Source organism: Comamonas koreensis (assembly GCF_014076495.1).
GTDB lineage: Bacteria > Pseudomonadota > Gammaproteobacteria > Burkholderiales > Burkholderiaceae_C > Comamonas > Comamonas squillarum.
This window is the reverse complement of the sequence record NZ_CP043575.1, coordinates 4,741,198-4,759,407: the sequence shown is the minus strand read 5'-3', so window position 1 is coordinate 4,759,407 and position 18,210 is coordinate 4,741,198. Positions and strand designations below refer to the sequence as shown.

At 63.7% G+C, this 18,210-nt stretch carries 22 protein-coding genes; 20 read left to right on the top strand and 2 right to left on the bottom strand.

The features are described from left to right. The first annotated feature begins 149 nt into the window (after nt 1–149). From F0Q04_RS21790 to hisD, 13 genes are all read left to right on the top strand, one after another. Nucleotides 150–803 (top strand): amino acid ABC transporter permease, encoded by a 654-nt coding sequence (locus F0Q04_RS21790; protein ID WP_021026088.1) that lies wholly within the window; start codon nt 150–152, stop codon nt 801–803. 93 nt (nt 804–896) lie between these two features. Next, nucleotides 897–1,649 (top strand): amino acid ABC transporter ATP-binding protein, encoded by a 753-nt coding sequence (locus tag F0Q04_RS21785; RefSeq protein WP_182345848.1) that lies wholly within the window; start codon nt 897–899, stop codon nt 1,647–1,649. Between the two features lie 272 nt (nt 1,650–1,921). Beyond that, the gene (locus tag F0Q04_RS21780; protein WP_116926427.1) at nt 1,922–2,752 is read left to right on the top strand and encodes an ABC transporter ATP-binding protein; all 831 of its coding nucleotides are present in this window, start codon (nt 1,922–1,924) and stop codon (nt 2,750–2,752) included. Then, on the top strand, nt 2,752–3,534 hold the full coding sequence (gene mlaE, locus F0Q04_RS21775) for a lipid asymmetry maintenance ABC transporter permease subunit MlaE (protein WP_182343494.1): 783 nt from the start codon (nt 2,752–2,754) through the stop codon (nt 3,532–3,534). Before F0Q04_RS21780 ends, mlaE begins: the two co-directional genes overlap by 1 nt. Before the next feature lie 41 nt (nt 3,535–3,575). After that, on the top strand, nt 3,576–4,055 hold the full coding sequence (gene mlaD / locus F0Q04_RS21770; RefSeq protein WP_116926426.1) for an outer membrane lipid asymmetry maintenance protein MlaD: 480 nt from the start codon (nt 3,576–3,578) through the stop codon (nt 4,053–4,055). Nucleotides 4,056–4,079: 24 nt separating this feature from the next. After that, nucleotides 4,080–4,850: a VacJ family lipoprotein gene (locus F0Q04_RS21765; protein ID WP_182343492.1), complete on the top strand. Its 771-nt coding sequence runs from the start codon at nt 4,080–4,082 to the stop codon at nt 4,848–4,850. 113 nt (nt 4,851–4,963) lie between these two features. Next, a complete protein-coding gene (locus F0Q04_RS21760) occupies nt 4,964–5,611 on the top strand; it encodes an MlaC/ttg2D family ABC transporter substrate-binding protein (protein ID WP_116926425.1) in 648 nt (215 codons plus the stop codon). Between the two features lie 3 nt (nt 5,612–5,614). Further along, nucleotides 5,615–5,896: an STAS domain-containing protein gene (locus F0Q04_RS21755; RefSeq protein WP_116926424.1), complete on the top strand. Its 282-nt coding sequence runs from the start codon at nt 5,615–5,617 to the stop codon at nt 5,894–5,896. Between the two features lie 55 nt (nt 5,897–5,951). Then, complete coding sequence (locus tag F0Q04_RS21750; protein ID WP_021026080.1) at nt 5,952–6,902, top strand: ABC transporter ATP-binding protein; 951 nt, start codon at nt 5,952–5,954, stop codon at nt 6,900–6,902. Next, complete coding sequence (locus F0Q04_RS21745) at nt 6,899–7,654, top strand: ABC transporter permease (protein WP_021026079.1); 756 nt, start codon at nt 6,899–6,901, stop codon at nt 7,652–7,654. The genes F0Q04_RS21750 and F0Q04_RS21745 overlap by 4 nt, the downstream gene beginning before the upstream one ends. 100 nt (nt 7,655–7,754) lie before the next feature. Continuing rightward, a complete protein-coding gene (locus F0Q04_RS21740; RefSeq protein WP_021026078.1) occupies nt 7,755–7,997 on the top strand; it encodes a BolA family protein in 243 nt (80 codons plus the stop codon). A 91-nt stretch (nt 7,998–8,088) separates the two neighbouring features. After that, on the top strand, nt 8,089–8,739 hold the full coding sequence (gene hisG / locus F0Q04_RS21735; protein WP_116926546.1) for an ATP phosphoribosyltransferase: 651 nt from the start codon (nt 8,089–8,091) through the stop codon (nt 8,737–8,739). A gap of 62 nt (nt 8,740–8,801) precedes the next feature. After that, nucleotides 8,802–10,121 (top strand): histidinol dehydrogenase, encoded by a 1,320-nt coding sequence (hisD, locus tag F0Q04_RS21730; protein ID WP_116926423.1) that lies wholly within the window; start codon nt 8,802–8,804, stop codon nt 10,119–10,121. Nucleotides 10,122–10,180: 59 nt separating this feature from the next. Here hisD and F0Q04_RS21725 read toward each other — a convergent pair whose 3' ends face one another. Next, nucleotides 10,181–11,719: a glycosyltransferase family 39 protein gene (locus F0Q04_RS21725; protein ID WP_116926545.1), complete on the bottom strand. Its 1,539-nt coding sequence runs from the start codon at nt 11,717–11,719 to the stop codon at nt 10,181–10,183. 127 nt (nt 11,720–11,846) lie between these two features. Then, the gene (locus tag F0Q04_RS21720; protein ID WP_182343490.1) at nt 11,847–12,722 is read right to left on the bottom strand and encodes an NAD-dependent protein deacetylase; all 876 of its coding nucleotides are present in this window, start codon (nt 12,720–12,722) and stop codon (nt 11,847–11,849) included. A gap of 113 nt (nt 12,723–12,835) precedes the next feature. On the opposite strand from F0Q04_RS21720, the gene F0Q04_RS21715 reads away from it, so the two are divergent. The 7 genes from F0Q04_RS21715 to galE all read left to right on the top strand — a co-directional run bounded on the left by F0Q04_RS21715 (nt 12,836) and on the right by galE (nt 18,134). Continuing rightward, nucleotides 12,836–13,096, top strand: a complete 261-nt coding sequence (locus F0Q04_RS21715) for a DUF6364 family protein (RefSeq protein ID WP_116926421.1) — start codon at nt 12,836–12,838, stop codon at nt 13,094–13,096. Continuing rightward, complete coding sequence (locus F0Q04_RS21710; RefSeq protein WP_182343488.1) at nt 13,093–13,533, top strand: PIN domain-containing protein; 441 nt, start codon at nt 13,093–13,095, stop codon at nt 13,531–13,533. Before F0Q04_RS21715 ends, F0Q04_RS21710 begins: the two co-directional genes overlap by 4 nt. A gap of 26 nt (nt 13,534–13,559) precedes the next feature. Then, complete coding sequence (hisC, locus tag F0Q04_RS21705; protein ID WP_116926419.1) at nt 13,560–14,678, top strand: histidinol-phosphate transaminase; 1,119 nt, start codon at nt 13,560–13,562, stop codon at nt 14,676–14,678. Beyond that, on the top strand, nt 14,675–15,304 hold the full coding sequence (gene hisB / locus F0Q04_RS21700) for an imidazoleglycerol-phosphate dehydratase HisB (RefSeq protein WP_021026072.1): 630 nt from the start codon (nt 14,675–14,677) through the stop codon (nt 15,302–15,304). The genes hisC and hisB overlap by 4 nt, the downstream gene beginning before the upstream one ends. A 43-nt stretch (nt 15,305–15,347) precedes the next feature. After that, on the top strand, nt 15,348–16,016 hold the full coding sequence (gene hisH, locus F0Q04_RS21695; RefSeq protein WP_182343486.1) for an imidazole glycerol phosphate synthase subunit HisH: 669 nt from the start codon (nt 15,348–15,350) through the stop codon (nt 16,014–16,016). 23 nt (nt 16,017–16,039) lie between these two features. After that, nucleotides 16,040–16,786, top strand: coding sequence for a 1-(5-phosphoribosyl)-5-[(5-phosphoribosylamino)methylideneamino]imidazole-4-carboxamide isomerase (gene hisA / locus F0Q04_RS21690; protein WP_116926416.1), 747 nt, complete (start codon nt 16,040–16,042; stop codon nt 16,784–16,786). A 337-nt stretch (nt 16,787–17,123) separates the two neighbouring features. After that, nucleotides 17,124–18,134 (top strand): UDP-glucose 4-epimerase GalE, encoded by a 1,011-nt coding sequence (gene galE, locus F0Q04_RS21685; protein WP_116926415.1) that lies wholly within the window; start codon nt 17,124–17,126, stop codon nt 18,132–18,134. The last annotated feature ends 76 nt before the right edge of the window (nt 18,135–18,210 follow it).

Sequence of the window (18,210 nt, the reverse complement as noted above, 5' to 3'; positions counted from 1 at the left end):
GTGCCGGTCTTGTGCTTTTGGGCGCAGCCCGGCGGCCAGAACGGATTTTTATGACAGGAGCGCCAGACCAGGAACGCCAACAGGTTCCAGCGGCGCTCGTGCCTGTGGCAGCGAGGCCCGCGAAGCCGCTGCCACCCTGAAGGCCATCGATGGATTATGTAATTTCAATGCTGGGGCCGCTGTCCAACGGCGCCCTGGTGACTCTCAAGCTGTTTTTCATCACTCTGGCGCTGTCGGTGCCACTGGGTCTGGCGCTGGCCTTGGCGCGCATCTCGCGCTTCAAGGCGCTGGCGCGCTTTGTCGAGGCCTATATCTGGCTGATGCGCGGCACGCCGCTGATGCTGCAGCTGCTGTTCATCTATTTTGCGCTGCCCTTTGTGCCGGTGATCGGCGTGCGCCTGCCGGACTTCCCCTCGGCTGTGGTGGCATTCGCGCTGAACTATGCGGCCTATTTTGCCGAGATCTTCCGCGCCGGTATCCAGAGCGTGGACCGGGGCCAGTATGAAGGCGCGAAGGTGCTGGGCCTGTCCTACAGCCAGACCATGCGCCGCATTGTGCTGCCGCAGATGGTGCGCACCATCCTGCCGCCGGTCAGCAACGAGACCATCACCCTGGTCAAGGACACGTCGCTGATCTATGTGCTCGCCCTCAACGACCTGCTGCGCGCCGCGCGCGGCATTGTGCAGCGCGACTTCACGACCACACCCTTTGTGGTGGCGGCCGCCTTCTACCTGCTGATGACCCTGGTGCTGACCTGGGGCTTCAACCGCCTGGAAAAGCGCTATGCCAAATACGACGCATAAGTGGTGGCTGGCGATGGGTGGGTGTGAAGCGGCAATGGCGAACAGCGCAGGAGAATGGCGATGACAGGCAATGACATGGGCACCACCCCAGTGATGGTGCAGGCGCGTGATATCTGCAAGGCCTTCAATGGCAACGAGGTGCTCAAGCGCGTCTCGCTCGATATCCACAAGGGCGAAGTGATGGCGGTGATCGGGCCGTCTGGCTCGGGCAAGAGCACCTTTTTGCGCTGCTTGAACCACCTCGAGGTGATCGATTCAGGCTCGGTCGTGGTCGAGGGCCAGACCCTCGTCCGCACCAATGCCCAGGGACAGGCCCAGTACGCACCCGAGGCCCAGATGCGCGCCATTTTGCGCCGCATGGGCATGGTGTTCCAGGGCTTCAACCTGTTCCCGCATCTGTCGGTGATCGACAACATCACCGAGGCGCCGATGGTCGTCAAGGGCCTGACGCGCGAGCAGATCATGCCCAAGGCCCAGGAGCTGCTGCGCAAGGTGGGCCTGCTGGAGAAAGCCGATGCCTATCCTGCGCGCCTGTCGGGCGGCCAGAAGCAGCGCGTGGCCATTGCCCGGGCGCTGGCGATGGAGCCGGACATCATGCTGTTTGACGAGCCCACTTCGGCGCTGGACCCGGAGCTGACGGGCGAGGTGCTGCGCACCATGCGTCAGCTGGCCGAGGAGCACATGACCATGCTCGTGGTCACCCATGAGATGGGCTTTGCCCGCGAGGTGGCCAATACCGTGGTGTTCATGGACCAGGGCGCCCTGATCGAGACCAAGCCCGCCCGCGCGTTCTTTGAAGACTGCAGCCACCCACGCATCCGTTCCTTTTTGGACAATATGCTCTAATCACGGGCGCTTCTCACCGTTGTTGACGCTGTGAACAACGGCCTGAGAAGCCGCCCGTGCGATGCTGTAGGCTGGCCCGATCACGCAATCGACTGCAATAGCCTGTTGCCTTGCGGGGCTTAGCCCGTCCGGGTTACGATCTGGCTATATAAATACATTCATGAATGTTTGTTACAAGCGGTAAGCTTGACGGTTTGCGCTGCGGCAACTGACTACAGAAAAGAGCCCTGCCCCCTCTTATGATGACGACGCCGGATGTTGCCGGCTTTTCTATGCAATCTTCTGCCTCACCACCTCTTGTCGAACTGCGCAATGTCACCTTTGGCTATGGTGACCGCACCATCTTGCGTGATGTGTCGCTGACCATCCCACGCGGGAAGGTGACCGCGCTGATGGGCGCATCCGGTGGCGGCAAAACCACGGTGCTGCGCCTGATTGGCGGCCAGGCCCGCGCCCAGGCCGGCCAGGTGCTGCTCGACGGCCAGGATGTGGGTGCGATGAGCCAGGCGCAGCTTTATGTCGCGCGGCGCCGCATGGGCATGCTGTTCCAGTTTGGCGCGCTGTTCACCGATATGACGGTGTTCGAGAACGTGGCCTTTCCGCTGCGCGAACACACCCAACTGTGCGATGCGATGGTGCGCGACATTGTGCTGATGAAGCTGCAGGCCGTGGGCCTGCGCGGCGCGCGCGAGTTGATGCCCTCGCAGATCTCCGGCGGCATGGCCCGGCGCGTGGCGCTGGCCCGTGCGATGGCGCTGGACCCGGAATTCATCATGTACGACGAGCCCTTTGCCGGGCTGGACCCGATTTCGCTGGGCACCTCGGCCCAGCTGATCCGCGAACTCAACGACGCGCTGGGCCTGACCAGCATCATCGTCTCGCACGATCTGGAAGAGACCTTCAAGCTGGCCGACCAGGTGATCATCCTGGGCCCCGGCGTCGTGGCCGCGCAGGGTACGCCCGATGAGGTGCGTGCCAGCAGCGATCCGCTCGTGCACCAGTTTGTCAACGCGCTGGCGCAGGGGCCGGTGCCTTTCCATGTGCAAGGGCCCAGCATCGATGAAGATTTTGGTCCTGGCGCCGTCAAGAAGGGAGGCCGCTGATGCGTTGGTGGCACCCTGCTGATATCGGTTTTGCGCTGCGCTCCAAGGCTGCGGCAGTAGGCCAGGCCACGCGCCTGCTGCTGCGCCTGGTCGCCGGGCTGGGCTATGTGCTCAAGCGCCCGGGCCTGCTGCGCGACCAGATCCACTTTTTGGGCAATTATTCGCTGGCCATCATTGGCGTCTCGGGCCTCTTCGTCGGCTTTGTGCTGGGGCTGCAGGGCTACTACATCCTGCAGCGCTACGGCTCGGCCGAGGCCGTGGGCATGATGGTGGCTTTGACCTTGCTGCGTGAGCTGGGCCCGGTGGTGACGGCGCTGCTGTTTGCCGGGCGTGCAGGCACCGCATTGACGGCCGAGATTGGCTTGATGAAGGCGGGCGAGCAGCTCTCGGCCATGGAGATGATAGCCGTCAATCCGATCGAGCGCATTCTGGCGCCGCGCTTTTGGGCCGGCCTGATTGCGATGCCGCTGCTGGCGGCCGTGTTCAGCGCCGTCGGCATCATGGGCGGCTGGATTGTTGGCGTACTGATGCTGGGCATCGATGGTGGCGCTTTCTGGGGCCAGATGCAAAGCGGTGTCGATGTCTTCCAGGATCTGGGCAACGGCGTGATCAAGAGCATCGTCTTTGGCATCACGGTGACCTTTGTCGCCTTGCTCCAAGGCTTTGTCGCCAACCCCACTCCCGAAGGTGTCTCGCGTGCCACCACACGCACCGTGGTCATGGCCTCGTTGTCGGTGTTGGCGCTGGACTTCATGCTCACGGCCATGATGTTCAGCATCTGACGCCTGCCCTATAGATAGTGAAAAGAGAAACGGATTCGCATATGCAGCCCTCCAAAACCGATATCTGGGTTGGCCTGTTTGTCATGCTGGGTGCTGCCGCGCTGGTGTTCCTGGCGCTGCGCGCAGGCAACCTGCTGACCCTGGATTTCAACAAAGGCTATGAAGTCACCGCCCGCTTTGACAACATTGGCGGCTTGAAGCCCCAGGCGGCCGTGCGCAGCGCCGGTGTGAAGGTTGGCCGTGTCAAAAGCATCGGCTTCAATGACCAGACCTTCCAGGCCGATGTCCATATCGAGCTGGCCAATGGCTATGCCTTCCCCAAGGACAGCTCGTTCAAGATCCTGACCAGCGGCCTGCTGGGCGACCAGTACGTGGGCGTTGAGGCCGGCTTTGATGAAAAGCCCTTGGCCAGTGGTGATACCGTCACCAATACACAATCGGCCATCGTGCTGGAAAATCTGATCGGCCAGTTCCTGTATGGCAAGGCCTCGGAGAGCTCCGCACCCAAGGCTGCCGAATAACACAAGCAAAAAACGAGAACGATGATGCGTTATCCACTCCACCTCCAAGGCCGCACCTGGGTGCTGGCTTCTTCCCTGGGTCTGGCTACGGTGCTGACCGGCTGTGCCAGCGGCCCTGGTGCCAACCCCCGCGACCCGCTGGAGCCCTACAACCGGGCGGTGTTCAGCTTCAACGATGCCGTCGACAGCGCGGTGCTCGAGCCCGTGGCCACCGGCTACCGCGATGTGACGCCGACCGTGGTGCGCACCGCCGTGACCAACTTCTTCGCCAACCTCGGCGACCTGTGGTCAGCCGTGAACAACGCGCTGCAGCTCAAGGGTGAGGGCACCTACAACAGCGTGGTGCGCTTTACCACCAACACCGTCTTCGGTCTGGGTGGTCTGATCGATATCGCCAGCGAAATGGACATCGAGCGCCACAAGCAGGACTTTGGCCTGACGATGGCGCGCTATGGCATGCCTGCGGGCGCCTACATCGTCTGGCCTTTGCTGGGCCCCTCGACGATCCGCGATTCCGCCGGCATGGTGGTGGACTGGCAGGGCAATGTGGTCAGCTCGATCAACGATGTGCCCGTGCGCAACTCGCTGACCGGTCTGCGCATTGTCAACACCCGGGCCAACCTGCTGGGCACCACGTCGCTGGTGCAGTCCGCAGCGCTCGACAAGTACAGCTTCACCCGTGACGCCTACCTGCAGCTGCGCCAAAATGCCACCGAGGCGGGCGAGGAAGAGGACGAGACGCAGTGGATGAATGAGTCGGCAGCCGACCCCCAGCCCCAGGGCCGCGTCAAATAAGCCGCCGTTATAAAGGCTTACAAGAAATAGGGTGGTGCATGCAACTGCGTGTCTGCCTCAGAATCAAAAATGGTCCGAGTCTGAATGGCAGACACCGGCTGAAAGGAACGCATATGATGAATCGTCGAGCATGGGTGCAGTACTCCGCCGCATGGGCTGCAGTGGCTTGCATGGCATCGGCCCCGCTGGCGGCCAGCGCAGCAGACATGGCGCCCGACGCGATGATCAAGCAGCTCTCGGACGAAGTGCTGAGCACCTTGAAGACCGACCAGTCCATCCGGGGTGGTGATGTCTCCAAGATCACCTCGTATGTCGACAGCGTGGTCATGCCCAATGTGGATTTCCGCCGCATGATGGCCTCGGCCGTAGGCCCCAAGTGGCGTACCGCGACGGCCTCCCAGCAGCAGCAATTGCAAGATGAGTTCAAGAAGCTGATGGTCAACACCTACGCCGGTGCGCTGCACCAGGTGAGCGACCAGACCATCAGCGTCAAGCCGGTGCGCATGCAGCCCGCTGACAAGGAAGTCGTGGTGCGCTCTGAGATCCTGGGCCGGGGTGACCCGATCCAACTGGACTACCGCCTGGTCAAGACCCCCGGCCAGGGCATGGGCTGGAAGATCTACAACCTCAATGTCATGGGCATCTGGATGGTGGAGACCTACCGCAACCAGTTCCAGGAAGAGCTGAACAAGCCCGGTGGCAGCCCACAGACCTTGATCGACTCCATCGCTGCCCGCAACAAGGCCAACGCAGGCAAGTAAGCCATGGCCGCGCTCAGCCTGCCTTCGACCCTGACCCATGATGAGGCCCAGGCCTGCCTGCAGCACTTGCAGGCGGGCATTGCGCAGCTGCCAGCGGGCGCTGCGGTGCAGATCGATGCCAGCGCCTTGGCGGTGTTTGACTCATCGGCGCTGGCCGTGATGCTGGGCAGCCGGCGCGCGGCACTGGGGGCTGGCCGGCCCTTTGAGATGCGTGGCGTGTCAGCGCCCGTGCTGTCGCTGGCGCGCCTCTATGGTGTCGATGGCCTGCTGACCACTGCCGGCTGAGCGCTGAATCCCCAGGACAGCGCTATCTGGCCGCTGCGCCTACAATGGCTGACTCATGTCCGCCATCGCATTCCAATCTGTCTCCAAGGTCTACCAGACCGCCAAGGGGCCCTTCCAGGCATTGAACAACGTCAGCCTCGATATCGAGGAAGGGGAGTTCTTTGGCCTGCTCGGGCCCAACGGCGCGGGCAAGACCACCATGATCAGCATTCTGGCCGGCCTGGCCCGCGCCAGCAGCGGCTCCGTCAAGGTGCTGGGCAGCGATGTGCGCGAGGATTACGCCAACGCGCGCCGCAAGCTCGGTATCGTGCCGCAGGAGCTGGTTTTTGACCCGTTTTTCAATGTGCGCGAATCGCTGCGCATCCAATCGGGCTATTTCGGTGTCAAGAACAACGATGCCTGGATCGATGAGCTGCTCGAGAGCCTGGGCCTGGCCGACAAGGCCACGGCCAATATGCGCCAGCTGAGCGGCGGCATGAAGCGCCGCGTGCTCGTCGCCCAGGCGCTGGTGCACAAGCCGCCGATCATCGTGCTCGATGAGCCCACAGCCGGTGTCGATGTGGAACTGCGCCAGACCTTGTGGCAGTTCGTCAGCAAGCTCAACAAGCAGGGCCATACGGTGCTGCTCACCACCCACTACCTGGAAGAGGCCGAGGCGCTGTGCAACCGCATTGCGATGCTGCGCTCGGGCCATGTGGTGGCGCTGTCGACGATGGCCGAGCTGCTGCAGGGCAGCTCCTCGAACGTGCTGCAGTTCAAGACCGATGGCCTGCTGCCGGCCGATCTGGCCGCACAGGCGCGCATCACCGGCCGCATTGTGCAGCTGCCCGCCAGCAGCGCAGCGGATGTGGAGCGCATCCTTGCCCAGCTGCGCACGGCAGGCGTGGTGGTCGAAGACCTGGAGATCCGCCGCGCGGATCTGGAGGATGTGTTCTTGCAAGTGATGGCGCGCGATGCCGTGGTGGACCATGCCACCACGCAACTGGGTGCGGGAGTGGCACGATGAGCGGCTGGCAAACCCTGTTTTACAAAGAAGTGCTGCGTTTTTGGAAGGTGAGCTTCCAGACCGTGGCCGCGCCGGTGCTGACCGCCGTGCTCTACCTGCTGATCTTTGGCCATGTGCTGCAAGGCCGCGTGACCGTGTTCAGCGATGTCAGCTACACCGCCTTTCTGGTGCCGGGACTGGTGATGATGAGCCTGCTGCAAAACGCCTTTGCCAATAGCTCGTCGAGTCTGGTGCAAAGCAAGATTATGGGCAGCCTGGTGTTTGTTCTGCTGACGCCGCTGTCGCACTGGGGCTGGTTCTTTGCCTTTGTCGGCGCCTCCATCGTGCGGGGTCTAGCCGTCGGCCTGGGTGTCTATGTGATCACCTTGTTCTTCGCGCCGCCGCATTTTGCATCGCTGCCCTGGGTGCTGATGTTTGCCGTGCTGGGTGCAGGCCTGATGGGCACCCTGGGCCTGCTGGCGGGCCTGTGGGCAGACAAGTTTGACCAGATGGCGGCGTTCCAGAACTTTGTGATCGTGCCGATGACCTTTCTGTCGGGCGTGTTCTATTCGATCCAGTCGCTGCCCCCGTTCTGGCAAAAGGTCAGCCACCTGAACCCGTTCTTCTACATGATTGATGGTTTTCGCTACGGCTTTTTTGGCCAGAGCGACACCTCGCCCTGGCTGAGCCTGGGCATTGTGGCCGTTGCCTGGCTGCTGGTGAGTGCATTGGCGGTGCAGCTGCTGCGCACCGGCTACAAGATCCGCAACTGATGAACCCTGCTGCAGCCCGCGCGGCTGCAGTCGCCTGGCCAGCAGCCCGCCCCACGGAGCGGCTGGCAGGCATTTCGAACCGACTAAGTGAGAGCGTGCAATGACTGCTGAGGACCTCAAAGACATCATCACCGCCGGCCTGGCCTGCGAACATATTGCGCTGGAGGGCGACGGCCGCCACTGGTTTGCCACCATCGTGTCGCCCGCCTTTGAAGGCAAGCGTTTGATCCAGCGCCATCAGCTGGTCTACGCGACCCTGGGCCAGAAGATGCATACCGATGAGGTGCATGCGCTGTCGATGAAGACGCATACCCCTGCCGAGTGGGCTGCCCAGCAGGCCTGATTTTTCTTGTTTCAACCCAGGCTGGCCCAGCCCCATCCGGCATGGATGCGCAGGCTGCCGCTGGCGAAAGTGCCCCATGGACAACACCACCATGATCACCTTGGCCCTCTCCAAAGGCCGCATTTTTGACGAAACCCTGCCGCTGCTGGCCGCCGCAGGCATCGAGGTGCTCGAAGACCCCGAGAAATCGCGCAAGCTGATTTTTGCCACCACCCAGCCCGATGTGCAGGTGGTGCTGGTGCGCGCCTCCGATGTGCCCACCTATGTGCAGTACGGCGGCGCGGACCTGGGCGTGACCGGCAAGGACACCTTGCTCGAGCACGGCGGCGAGGGCCTGTTCCAGCCGCTCGATCTGCAGATCGCCAAGTGCCGTGTGAGCGTGGCGGTGCGCAATGATTTTGACTACGCCCAGGCCGTCAAGCGCGGCGCGCGTCTGCGCGTGGCCACCAAGTACCCGCAGATTGCGCGCGAGTTCTTTGCGCGCAAGGGCGTGCACGTGGACCTGATCAAGCTCTACGGCAGCATGGAGCTGGCGCCGCTGACGGGTCTGGCCGATGCCATCGTCGACCTGGTGAGCACCGGCAATACCCTGCGCGCCAACCACCTGCAGGAAGTCGAGCACATTATCGACATCAGCTCGCACCTGGTGGTGAACCAGGCGGCGCTCAAGCTCAAGCAAAAGCGCCTGCGCCATATCATTGATGTGTTTGCTGCGGGTGTTGCCCAAACTGCCCCGGTTTAAGCATCCGCTCTCAGGCTGGCACTTGCCTGTTTGAAAAGTGTCTGAGTCAGAAGGTATTCACTATGGAATTCGTTGCCGCTCCCGCCCGTCTGTCAACCACCGATGCCCAGTTCGAGCATGACTTCGCTCAGCGCCTGCATTGGTCGGCGGACACGGATGCTGCCATCGAGCAGCGGGTGGCCGATATCCTGGCGGACGTGCAAAAGCGCGGCGATGCCGCTGTGCTGGACTACACCGCGCGCTTTGATGGCCTGCAGGTCAGCAGCATGGCTGCGCTGGAGTTGAGCAAGCAAGAGCTCAAGGCCGCCTTTGAGGGCCTGCCCACTGAGCAGCGCGAGGCGCTTGAATCGGCAGCACGCCGCGTGCGCAGCTACCACGAGGCCCAGAAAAAGGCCAATGGCGAGAGCTGGAGCTACCGCGACGAAGACGGCACCTTGCTGGGCCAGAAAGTCACGCCGCTCGACCGCGTGGGCATCTATGTGCCAGGCGGCAAGGCCGCCTACCCCAGCAGCGTGCTGATGAATGCCATCCCGGCCCATGTAGCGGGTGTGGAGGACATCATCATGGTGGTGCCAACGCCCCAGGGTGTGAAGAACCCGCTGGTGCTGGCTGCGGCCTATGTGGCGGGCGTGCACCGCGCCTTCACCATTGGCGGTGCGCAGGCCGTGGCGGCGCTGGCCTACGGCACGGCCACCATCCCCAAGGTGGACAAGATCACCGGCCCGGGCAATGCCTATGTGGCCAGCGCCAAAAAGCGCGTGTTCGGCCTGGTGGGCATCGACATGATTGCCGGCCCCAGCGAAATTCTGGTGCTGGCCGATGGCTCGACGCCGCCCGACTGGGTGGCGATGGATCTTTTCTCGCAGGCCGAGCACGATGAACTGGCGCAGTCGATTCTGCTGTGCCCCGATGCCGCCTACCTGGATGCTGTGCAGCGCGAAATCGACCGCCTGCTGCCCGAGATGCCGCGCAAGGCCATCATCGCCAAGAGCCTGTCCGACCGGGGCGCACTGATCCTCACGCGTGACATGGAAGAGGCCTGCGCGCTGAGCAACCGCATTGCGCCCGAGCACCTGGAAGTCTCCAGCCGCGATCCGCACCGCTGGGAGCCCCTGCTCAAGCATGCGGGCGCGATCTTTCTGGGCGCCTACACCAGCGAAAGCCTGGGCGACTACTGTGCAGGCCCCAACCATGTGCTGCCCACCAGCGGCACCGCGCGTTTCTCGTCGCCGCTGGGCGTCTATGACTTCCAAAAGCGCTCCAGCCTGATCGAGGTGAGCGAGGCGGGCGCCCAGGTGCTGGGCAAGACTGCCGCGGTGCTGGCCTATGGCGAAGGCCTGCAAGGCCACGCGCGCGCAGCCGAGATGAGGATCAAGCGCTAAGCATCGCTCGCCTGCTGCCCCGGGTCAAAACGGCTGGGGCAGAGCAAGCAGGGCGGTGATCAACGCCGCTCGCAGGCCGCCGGCACATAGGCGCGCCATTGCACCACCAGGTCCGCACGGCTCTGGCCCCGGGGCCAGGGAATGACCCATTCGCCCTCATGCAGGCGCATGCCTTGCAGTCCATCGAGCACCGGGTAGGGCCCAGTGGGGGCATCCCGATCCGCATCCTCTTTCAACTGCCAGATCCGCAGCGCGCCATGCTGCTGCAGGCGATGGGCCGTGGCCCAGGGCGAATGGCGCGGGTCGCCCGGGATCAGCACCGAGGGCTGGCTTTTGGCGCCGATGGCGACGAGGCCACCGGTCCAGGCATCGCTGGCCACGGTATCGAGTGGGCAGCTCGACAGCGAATCCCAAGTGGCCTCGGCCTGCTGCGCCAGCGCGGCAGCGGGCCAATCGCTGCGCACCGGGCTCTTGCGGAAGTCCGAGATCTTCCAAAGATATACACCACAGAGCACGGAAATCACCGTGAGCCACACCATGGTGCCGCGCAACAGGTAGGGGCGCATGGGCGCGAGCCAGGCGCTGGGGATGAGCGCCGCAGCCAGCACGCCACTGAAAGGCCACATCGGCACCCCCCACATATCGCGCAGGCGCAAGCCCAGGGCCATGCCCAGCGTGGCCAGCAGCAAGCCTGGGGCCAGCGCGATGAGGCACAGGTAGGCGGGCTTGGCGCTGTGCCACTGCCAGGGGGCAGATACGGCAGGCCGCAGCTTGGACCAGCGCAGCCGCAAGTAGGCAAACAGCAGCACCAGCAGCAGCGGCAGGTGGTTGAGCAGCTGGGTCAGCAAAAAGCCCAGCGCGCCTGCGCGCGGCGATTCGCCGGAGCTGTTGGAGCGATCCTTGGCATAGGAGAAAGGCAGCCAGTCGTTGCTATGCAGCCAAAGCAGGTGCGGCGCAAACACCAGCGCCATCACCAGCAAGGCCAGCCAGGGGCCTGGACGGCGCAGCAGGCTGCGTGCCGGGCTCAGCACGGTAAATAGACCCAGGCAGAGCAGCAGCAAGCCGATGGAGTATTTGCTCAGCAGCCCCAGGCCGGCCATCAGGCCCAGCAGCAGCCATTGCCAGCGCTTGTCGTCCTGCCAGGCGGCCAGGTAGAAGTAGCAGATGCCCGCCCAAAACGGCATCTGCGCAATGTTGTGGTTGAACTCCAGCGCGGGCCGGGTGTAGAAGACCACGCCCATCGTCAGCACCGTGCCGATAAAGGCGCGCTCGCGCCCGACCAGGCGGCAGGCCGTCAGCCAGACCAGCCCCAAGGTCAGCGCCACGCACAGCTGGCTCAGCGCAAACGGGCCCCAGCGGCCCAGCGCCAAGAAGGACGCATGCAGCGCAATGGGGGGGAGCGGCGGGTGCTTGTAGTAGCCCCATTGCCATTCACGGCCCCAGCCCAGGCTCTCGACCACATCCAGCGGAAAGCTGGGGGCGAGCAGCGGCGGCACGAGCGTCCAGGCCAGTGCGTACAGGCAGGCAAAGGCGAGCATGAGGCGCAGCGCTTTCTGGTGGTCGTGCGGCTGGGGGTGGGGGATGGAGGCAGGAGACATGCAGTGGGCAAAGGGGGCTTGGCAGCGCTGGGGCACGGGCTGGGTAAAGCCCGCTAGTGTAGCTGCAGGCTATCGGCTCCATCTACCGTTGCGGGGCCCCCGTCGTGGGTTGGGGTTGCTGGCAATGTCAGTCGCTGCGGGCGGGTGCCAGCAGATCGGCCAGGCTGCTGAGTGCGGGCGCGCAGGCCTGGGCCAGCTTCAGGTCCAGCAGTGCGTCATCGCGCATCTGGCCCAGGTTGATGGCCGCGACCGGCAGGCCCGCTTGCTTGGCGGCATGCACAAAGCGCAGGCCTGAATAGACCATCAAGGAGCTGCCCACCACCAGCAGCGCGCCGCTGGCGGCCAGGTGGTTCATGGCTTCCTGGCGGCGTGCGGCAGGTACGTTTTCTCCATAGAAGACGACATCGGGCTTGAGGATGCCGCCGCAGGTGGAGCAGGCCGGTACCTGAAAAGCGGCAAAGTCCACACCGCCCAGATCGGCATCGCCATCGGGTGCAGCGCTGGCGCTCAGGTGCTGCCAATCGGGGTTAGCCGTTATCAGCTGGTGCTGAAAGTCGGCGCGCGCCATGCGCTGACCGCAGCCCATGCAGACCACCTGGTCGAGCCGGCCATGCAGATCCACCACCCGCGCGCTGCCCGCGCGCTGGTGCAGGCCGTCGACGTTCTGGGTGATCAGGCCTTGGATATAGCCGGCCTGCTCCAACCGGGCCAGCGCCTGGTGCGCGGCATTGGGCTGGGCCTGCGAGAACACCGGCCAGCCCACCAGACTGCGCGCCCAGTAGCGCTGGCGCGTGAGCGTCTCGTCCATGAAGTCCTGAAAGCGCACGGGGGCAGGGCGCTTCCAGGCGCCTTGCGCATCGCGGTAGTCGGGGATGCCGCTGCCGGTGCTCACGCCCGCGCCGGTCAGCACGGTCCAGGGACGGTAGTGCTGCAGCAAGTGGGTCAGGGCTGGCAGATCCGTGGAGGCGGCTGCTTGCGGGAGGAGGTCGGTGAGAAGTGGCATGGATGAGGGCTCGGTCGGCTGCCCTGATGATAGTGGCCGCAACGTCCGATGGCAGCAGTCTGGTTTATCAACACGAAATTCGTGTTGCACGAATTTCGTGTAAAATTGGCCGCATGAAAAATCTCACCATCACTGTGGAAGACAGCGTGCTGGAATGGGCCCGGGTCGAGGCCGCACGGCGCGGCACCAGCGTCTCACGCATGGTCGGAGATTTTATGGCCGAGCTCCAGCAGCGCGAGGACGCCTACGAGCGCGCCTACCTGGCCTGGCGCACCGATGAGCGCAGCTGGCAAGGCGGTGCAACGCCTCCGGGTGGCGCCGCTGCGGCACGCAAAATCGGTGGCCGCCGCAAGACCGGGCAGGAGGGGGCATGAGCACCGTGTTTGTCGATACCTCGGTGCTGGTCGCCGCAGAAAACGTCTCGGACGCGGCGCTCTACCAGGCCACGCTGGACTGGCTCGATCTGCTGTGGAGCAGCCGCACCGGCCGCACCGGCAACCAGGCGCTCAGTGAGTTCTACGACCAGGTCACCACGGCGGCCACTCCCATGTCCCAAGGCGATGCACGCGCCGCCATCCGCCGCTACCAGAGCTGGACGCCCTGGAAAACCGATGCCGCCACCTTGGAGACCGCCTGGGCCGTGCAGGCGCGCCATGCCTTGGATTTTGGCGATTGCCTGGCGGTGGCCTGTGCCCAGCACAGTGGCTGCCAGCAAATGCTCAGCCTCTACCTGCCCCATGGCGCCGAATTTGGTGGCGTGACCATCGTGCATCCGTTGCGCCAAGCCGCACCGGTCCAGGCCAAAGCCTGAAATTCCTGATGTGAAAGAGTGATGTGATGACGTCCCAAGACAAGTCCCAACAGGCCCTGCAACGCATCCGCGCCGATGTGCGTGCCATGCAGGCCTACCATGTGCAAGATTCCAAGGGTCTGCTGAAGATGGACACCATGGAGAACCCCTACCGCCTGCCGGACGCGCTGCAGCAAAAGCTGGGCGAGCGGTTGGGCGCGCTGGAGATCAACCGCTACCCGGGCGAGCGCCTTGAGACGCTCAAGAAAATGCTGGCCGACTATGTGGGCGCGCCCACCGGCACGGCCGTGCTGCTGGGCAATGGCTCGGACGAGATCATCACCTTGCTGGCGCTGGCTACCGCCCAGCCCCATGCCGAAGGCCGCGCCAAGATGCTCGCGCCTATGCCGGGTTTTGTCATGTACCCGATGTCGGCCCAGCTGCAGGGCCTCGACTTTGTCGGCGTCAACCTGACCGCAGACTTTGACCTGGATGTGCCCGCGATGCAGGCCGCCATTGCCGCGCACAAGCCCGCCATCACCTACATCGCCTACCCCAACAACCCGACCGCCACCTTGTGGGACCAGGACAAGGTGCAGGCCGTCATCGATGCCGTCGCAGACGTGGGGGGGCTGGTGGTGATGGATGAGGCCTACCAGCCCTTTGCCAGCCGCAGCTGGATCGACCAGATGCGTGCCGATCCCGCGCGCAATGGCCATGTGCTGCTGATGCGCACCCTGTCCAAGTTCGGTCTGGCTGGCGCGCGCCTGGGTTACCTGGTGGGGCCGGCAGTCATCGTCAACGAGATCGACAAGGTCCGCCCCCCGTACAACATCAGCGTGCTCAACTGCGAGACGGCGATTTTTGCGCTGGAACATGAGGCGCTGTATGCCGAGCAGGCCAGCGCCATCCGGGCAGAACGCCAGCCGCTGATCGATGCGCTGCAGGCGCTGGGCGGTGTGCGCAAGGTCTGGCCGTCGGAGGCCAATATGGTGCTGATGCGCGTGGACGATGCGGGCAAGACCCAGGCGGCGATGAAGGCGCGTGGCGTGCTCGTCAAGAATGTATCGGCCATGCACCCGCTGCTGGCCCAGTGCCTGCGGCTGACCGTGGGCACCCGCGAAGAAAATGCCCGCATGCTGGCGGCGCTCAAGGAGTCTGTATGAATAATCTGGTGCCCACCCCATCGACCGCCACGCCGCTGCACCGCACGGCCGAAGTGGCCCGCAATACCGCCGAGACCCGTATCCAGGTGCGTGTGAACCTGGACGGCACGGGCCTGGCCCGGCTGAACTCGGGCATCGGTTTTCTGGACCACATGCTCGACCAGATTGCGCGCCATGGCCTGATCGACCTGGACATTGAATGCGCGGGCGACCTGCACATCGACGGCCACCACACGGTCGAGGACATCGGCATCACCTTGGGCCAGGCCTTTGCGAAGGCCATTGGTGACAAGAAGGGCATCCGCCGCTATGGCCATGCCTATGTGCCGCTCGATGAGGCGCTCAGCCGCGTGGTGATAGATTTCTCCGGCCGCCCGGGTCTGCACATGGATGTGAAGTTCACCGCTGGCAGCATTGGCCAGCTTGATACGCAGCTGGTATACGAGTTCTTCCAGGGCTTTGTGAACCATGCCGGCGTGACCTTGCACATCGACAACCTCAAGGGCTTCAATGCCCACCACCAGTGCGAGACCATCTTCAAAGCCTTTGCGCGCGCATTGCGTTTTGCGCTGGAGCATGATCCGCGCATGGCCGGCGTGATTCCGTCGACCAAGGGATCGCTGTAAGCCCGCCGTTGGCGACTGGCGCTACACTCACTTCTTGCAAGCTATGACAACTTCATCCAATACCGTTGCCGTGGTGGACTACGGCATGGGCAATCTGCGCTCGGTATCGCAGGCCGTTCAGGCGGCGGCGTCCGGCTCGTCCGTGGCCGTGGTGGTGACGGCCGACCCCGACGTGGTGCGTGCCGCCACCCGCATTGTGCTGCCGGGCCAGGGTGCGATGCGCGACTGCATGGCCGAGCTCAAGGCCTCGGGCCTGCAGGACAGCGTGTTGGAAGCGGCCCGCAACAAGCCGATGTTCGGCGTGTGCGTGGGCATGCAGATGCTGCTGGACCACAGCGAAGAGGGCGACACCCCGGGCCTGGGCCTGATAGCCGGCCAGGTGCGCAAGTTCCAGCTGGCGGGCCGTACGCAGGCCGATGGCAGCCGCTACAAGGTGCCGCAGATGGGCTGGAACCAGGTGCAGCAGCAAGCCCATGGCGGCCAGCCCCACCCGGTCTGGCAAGGCGTGCCCGACCAGTCCTATTTCTATTTTGTCCACAGCTTTTATGCGGCGCCTGCCAGTGATGCCCAGTGCCACGGCTGGGCCGAGTATGGCGAGCGTTTTGCCTGTGCCATTGGCCGGGACAACATCTTTGCCACCCAGTTTCATCCAGAAAAAAGTGCGGACCAGGGCCTGGCGCTCTACCGCAACTTCTTGCACTGGAACCCTTAAATTCTCACCGTCAGCCCACTACCATGCTGCTCATTCCTGCGATTGACCTCAAGGACGGTCACTGCGTGCGCCTCAAGCAAGGCGATATGGACCAATCCACCACCTTTGGCGAAGACCCGGTTGCGGTCGCCCGCCGCTGGTTCGATGCGGGCGCGCGCCGCCTGCATCTGGTGGATCTCAACGGCGCCTTCGCCGGCCAGCCCAAGAACCTGCCAGTCATCAAGGCCATCCTCAAGGAGTTTGGCGACGAGCTGCCGGTGCAGCTGGGCGGCGGTATCCGCGACCTGGACACCATCGAGAAATACATCGATGCCGGCATGCAGTACGTGATCATCGGCACCGCTGCGGTCAAGGACCCTGGCTTTTTGCAGAACGCCTGCACGGCCTTTGCCGGCCACATCATCGTCGGCCTCGATGCCAAGGACGGGATGGTCGCCACCGATGGCTGGAGCAAGATCACCCAGCACTCGGTCATCGAGACGGCCAAGCGCTTTGAGGACTGGGGTGTGGAATCGATCATCTACACCGACATTGGCCGTGACGGCATGCTCAGTGGCATCAACATGGACGCCACCATCAAGCTGGCCCAGGCGATCAAGATTCCGGTGATTGCCTCCGGTGGTCTGTCGGGCATGGCCGATATCGAGGCGCTGTGCATGGCCGAGCCCGAAGGCGTCGAAGGCGTCATCTGCGGCCGCGCCATCTACACCGGTGATCTGGACTTTGCAGCGGCCCAGGAGCGCGCGGACCAATTGAGCGACAGCCTCTGACAGGTGCAGAAACGCTCTGCAACACGGCAGCGCAGCCAGGCCACCGGAGTGGTGGTCTTTTTTATATTTGTGTTAATTGAAACAGTTTGTGTGCTGGATTGGCCGCTGTCGCGCGCCAGGGTTGTGGGACCTTGCCTACACCGCGTTTTAAGTCGCTGTGGTGAATACAAATTTGAGGAATGTCAACAAATGCTAGTTGTTACCTGGAGCTGCTTCTGATCACCAACAAAGGTTTTCCATAACTGTGGCTTATTGGACAATGTACGCTTGGTCAGGATGCCAGAATCCATAGAAGTCTTGGATAGCGCATTCTGCAAGACCTCTTTGAAAGCCCCCTGTGATACTCGTGACTGGCGGAGCCGGCTATGTTGGCTCTCATATCTGCATTGCCTTGGCTGAAGCCGGCATGCCGTTCCTGATTCTGGATAACTTCAGCAATGCAAGGCGTTCGGTCATCACCCGGCTGGGCAAGATCCTGGGCTTTGCGCCGCCCTGCATCGATGCCGATGTGCGCGACGTGGCGGTGCTGGAGCAGTTGTTCGATGAACAGCATTTCGATGCGGTCATTCACAGCGCCTTTCTCACCGCTTCTGCGGACGCCGCGCGCGAGCCACTGCGCTACTACGACAACAATGTCTCGGGCACCATTGGCCTGCTGCGCGCCATGCAGACCGCCGGCTTGCGCAACCTGGTGGTGTCGTCCTCGTCGGTGGTCTATGGTGATCCGGCGCCGCACCCCGTTCGTGAAGACGCACCGTTGTCTGCCAGCACGCCTTATGGCCAGACGGCCCTGATGGTTGAGCAGGTGCTCAGCAGCTTGGATGAAGCCTCGCCCAAGCGCTGGCGCATGGCTTTGCTGCGCAGCTTCAATGCCGTGGGCTGCCACGAGAGCGGTCTGATTGCCGAGGACCCGCCGCGCATGTCTTCCCATGTGGCGCCGTATCTGGCCCAGGTGGCTGCCGGCAAGCGCGATGGTTTGCGCATCTATGGCGGCGACTACCCGACGCCCGATGGCACCCCGGTGCGCGACTACCTGCATGTGATGGACCTGGCCCATGCCTATGTCGCTACCTTGCAGTATCTGCGCGGCCACGCGGGCCTGGCCCGCTTCAATATTGGCTCGGGCCAGCCTACCTCGGTGCTGGGTCTGGTGCGCGCTTTCGAGCATGCCAATGGCCGTGCCGTGCCTTTTCGCATCGGTGCACGCCGCGCAGGCGATGCAGCGCACTGCTGGGCGGATATCTCGCAAGCACGCACGCAGCTGGGCTGGCAGCCCAAGCTGGGTCTGGACCGCATGATGGAAGATGTCTGGCGCTGGCAGATTGGCACCGGCCGCAGCGTCCATTGACGGATCCTGATCCAACGCTTGGCGGCCCAAGCGCGCCAGGCGTTTTTCTGGCCCGCAGCCTGCGCGCCAGGGCTGG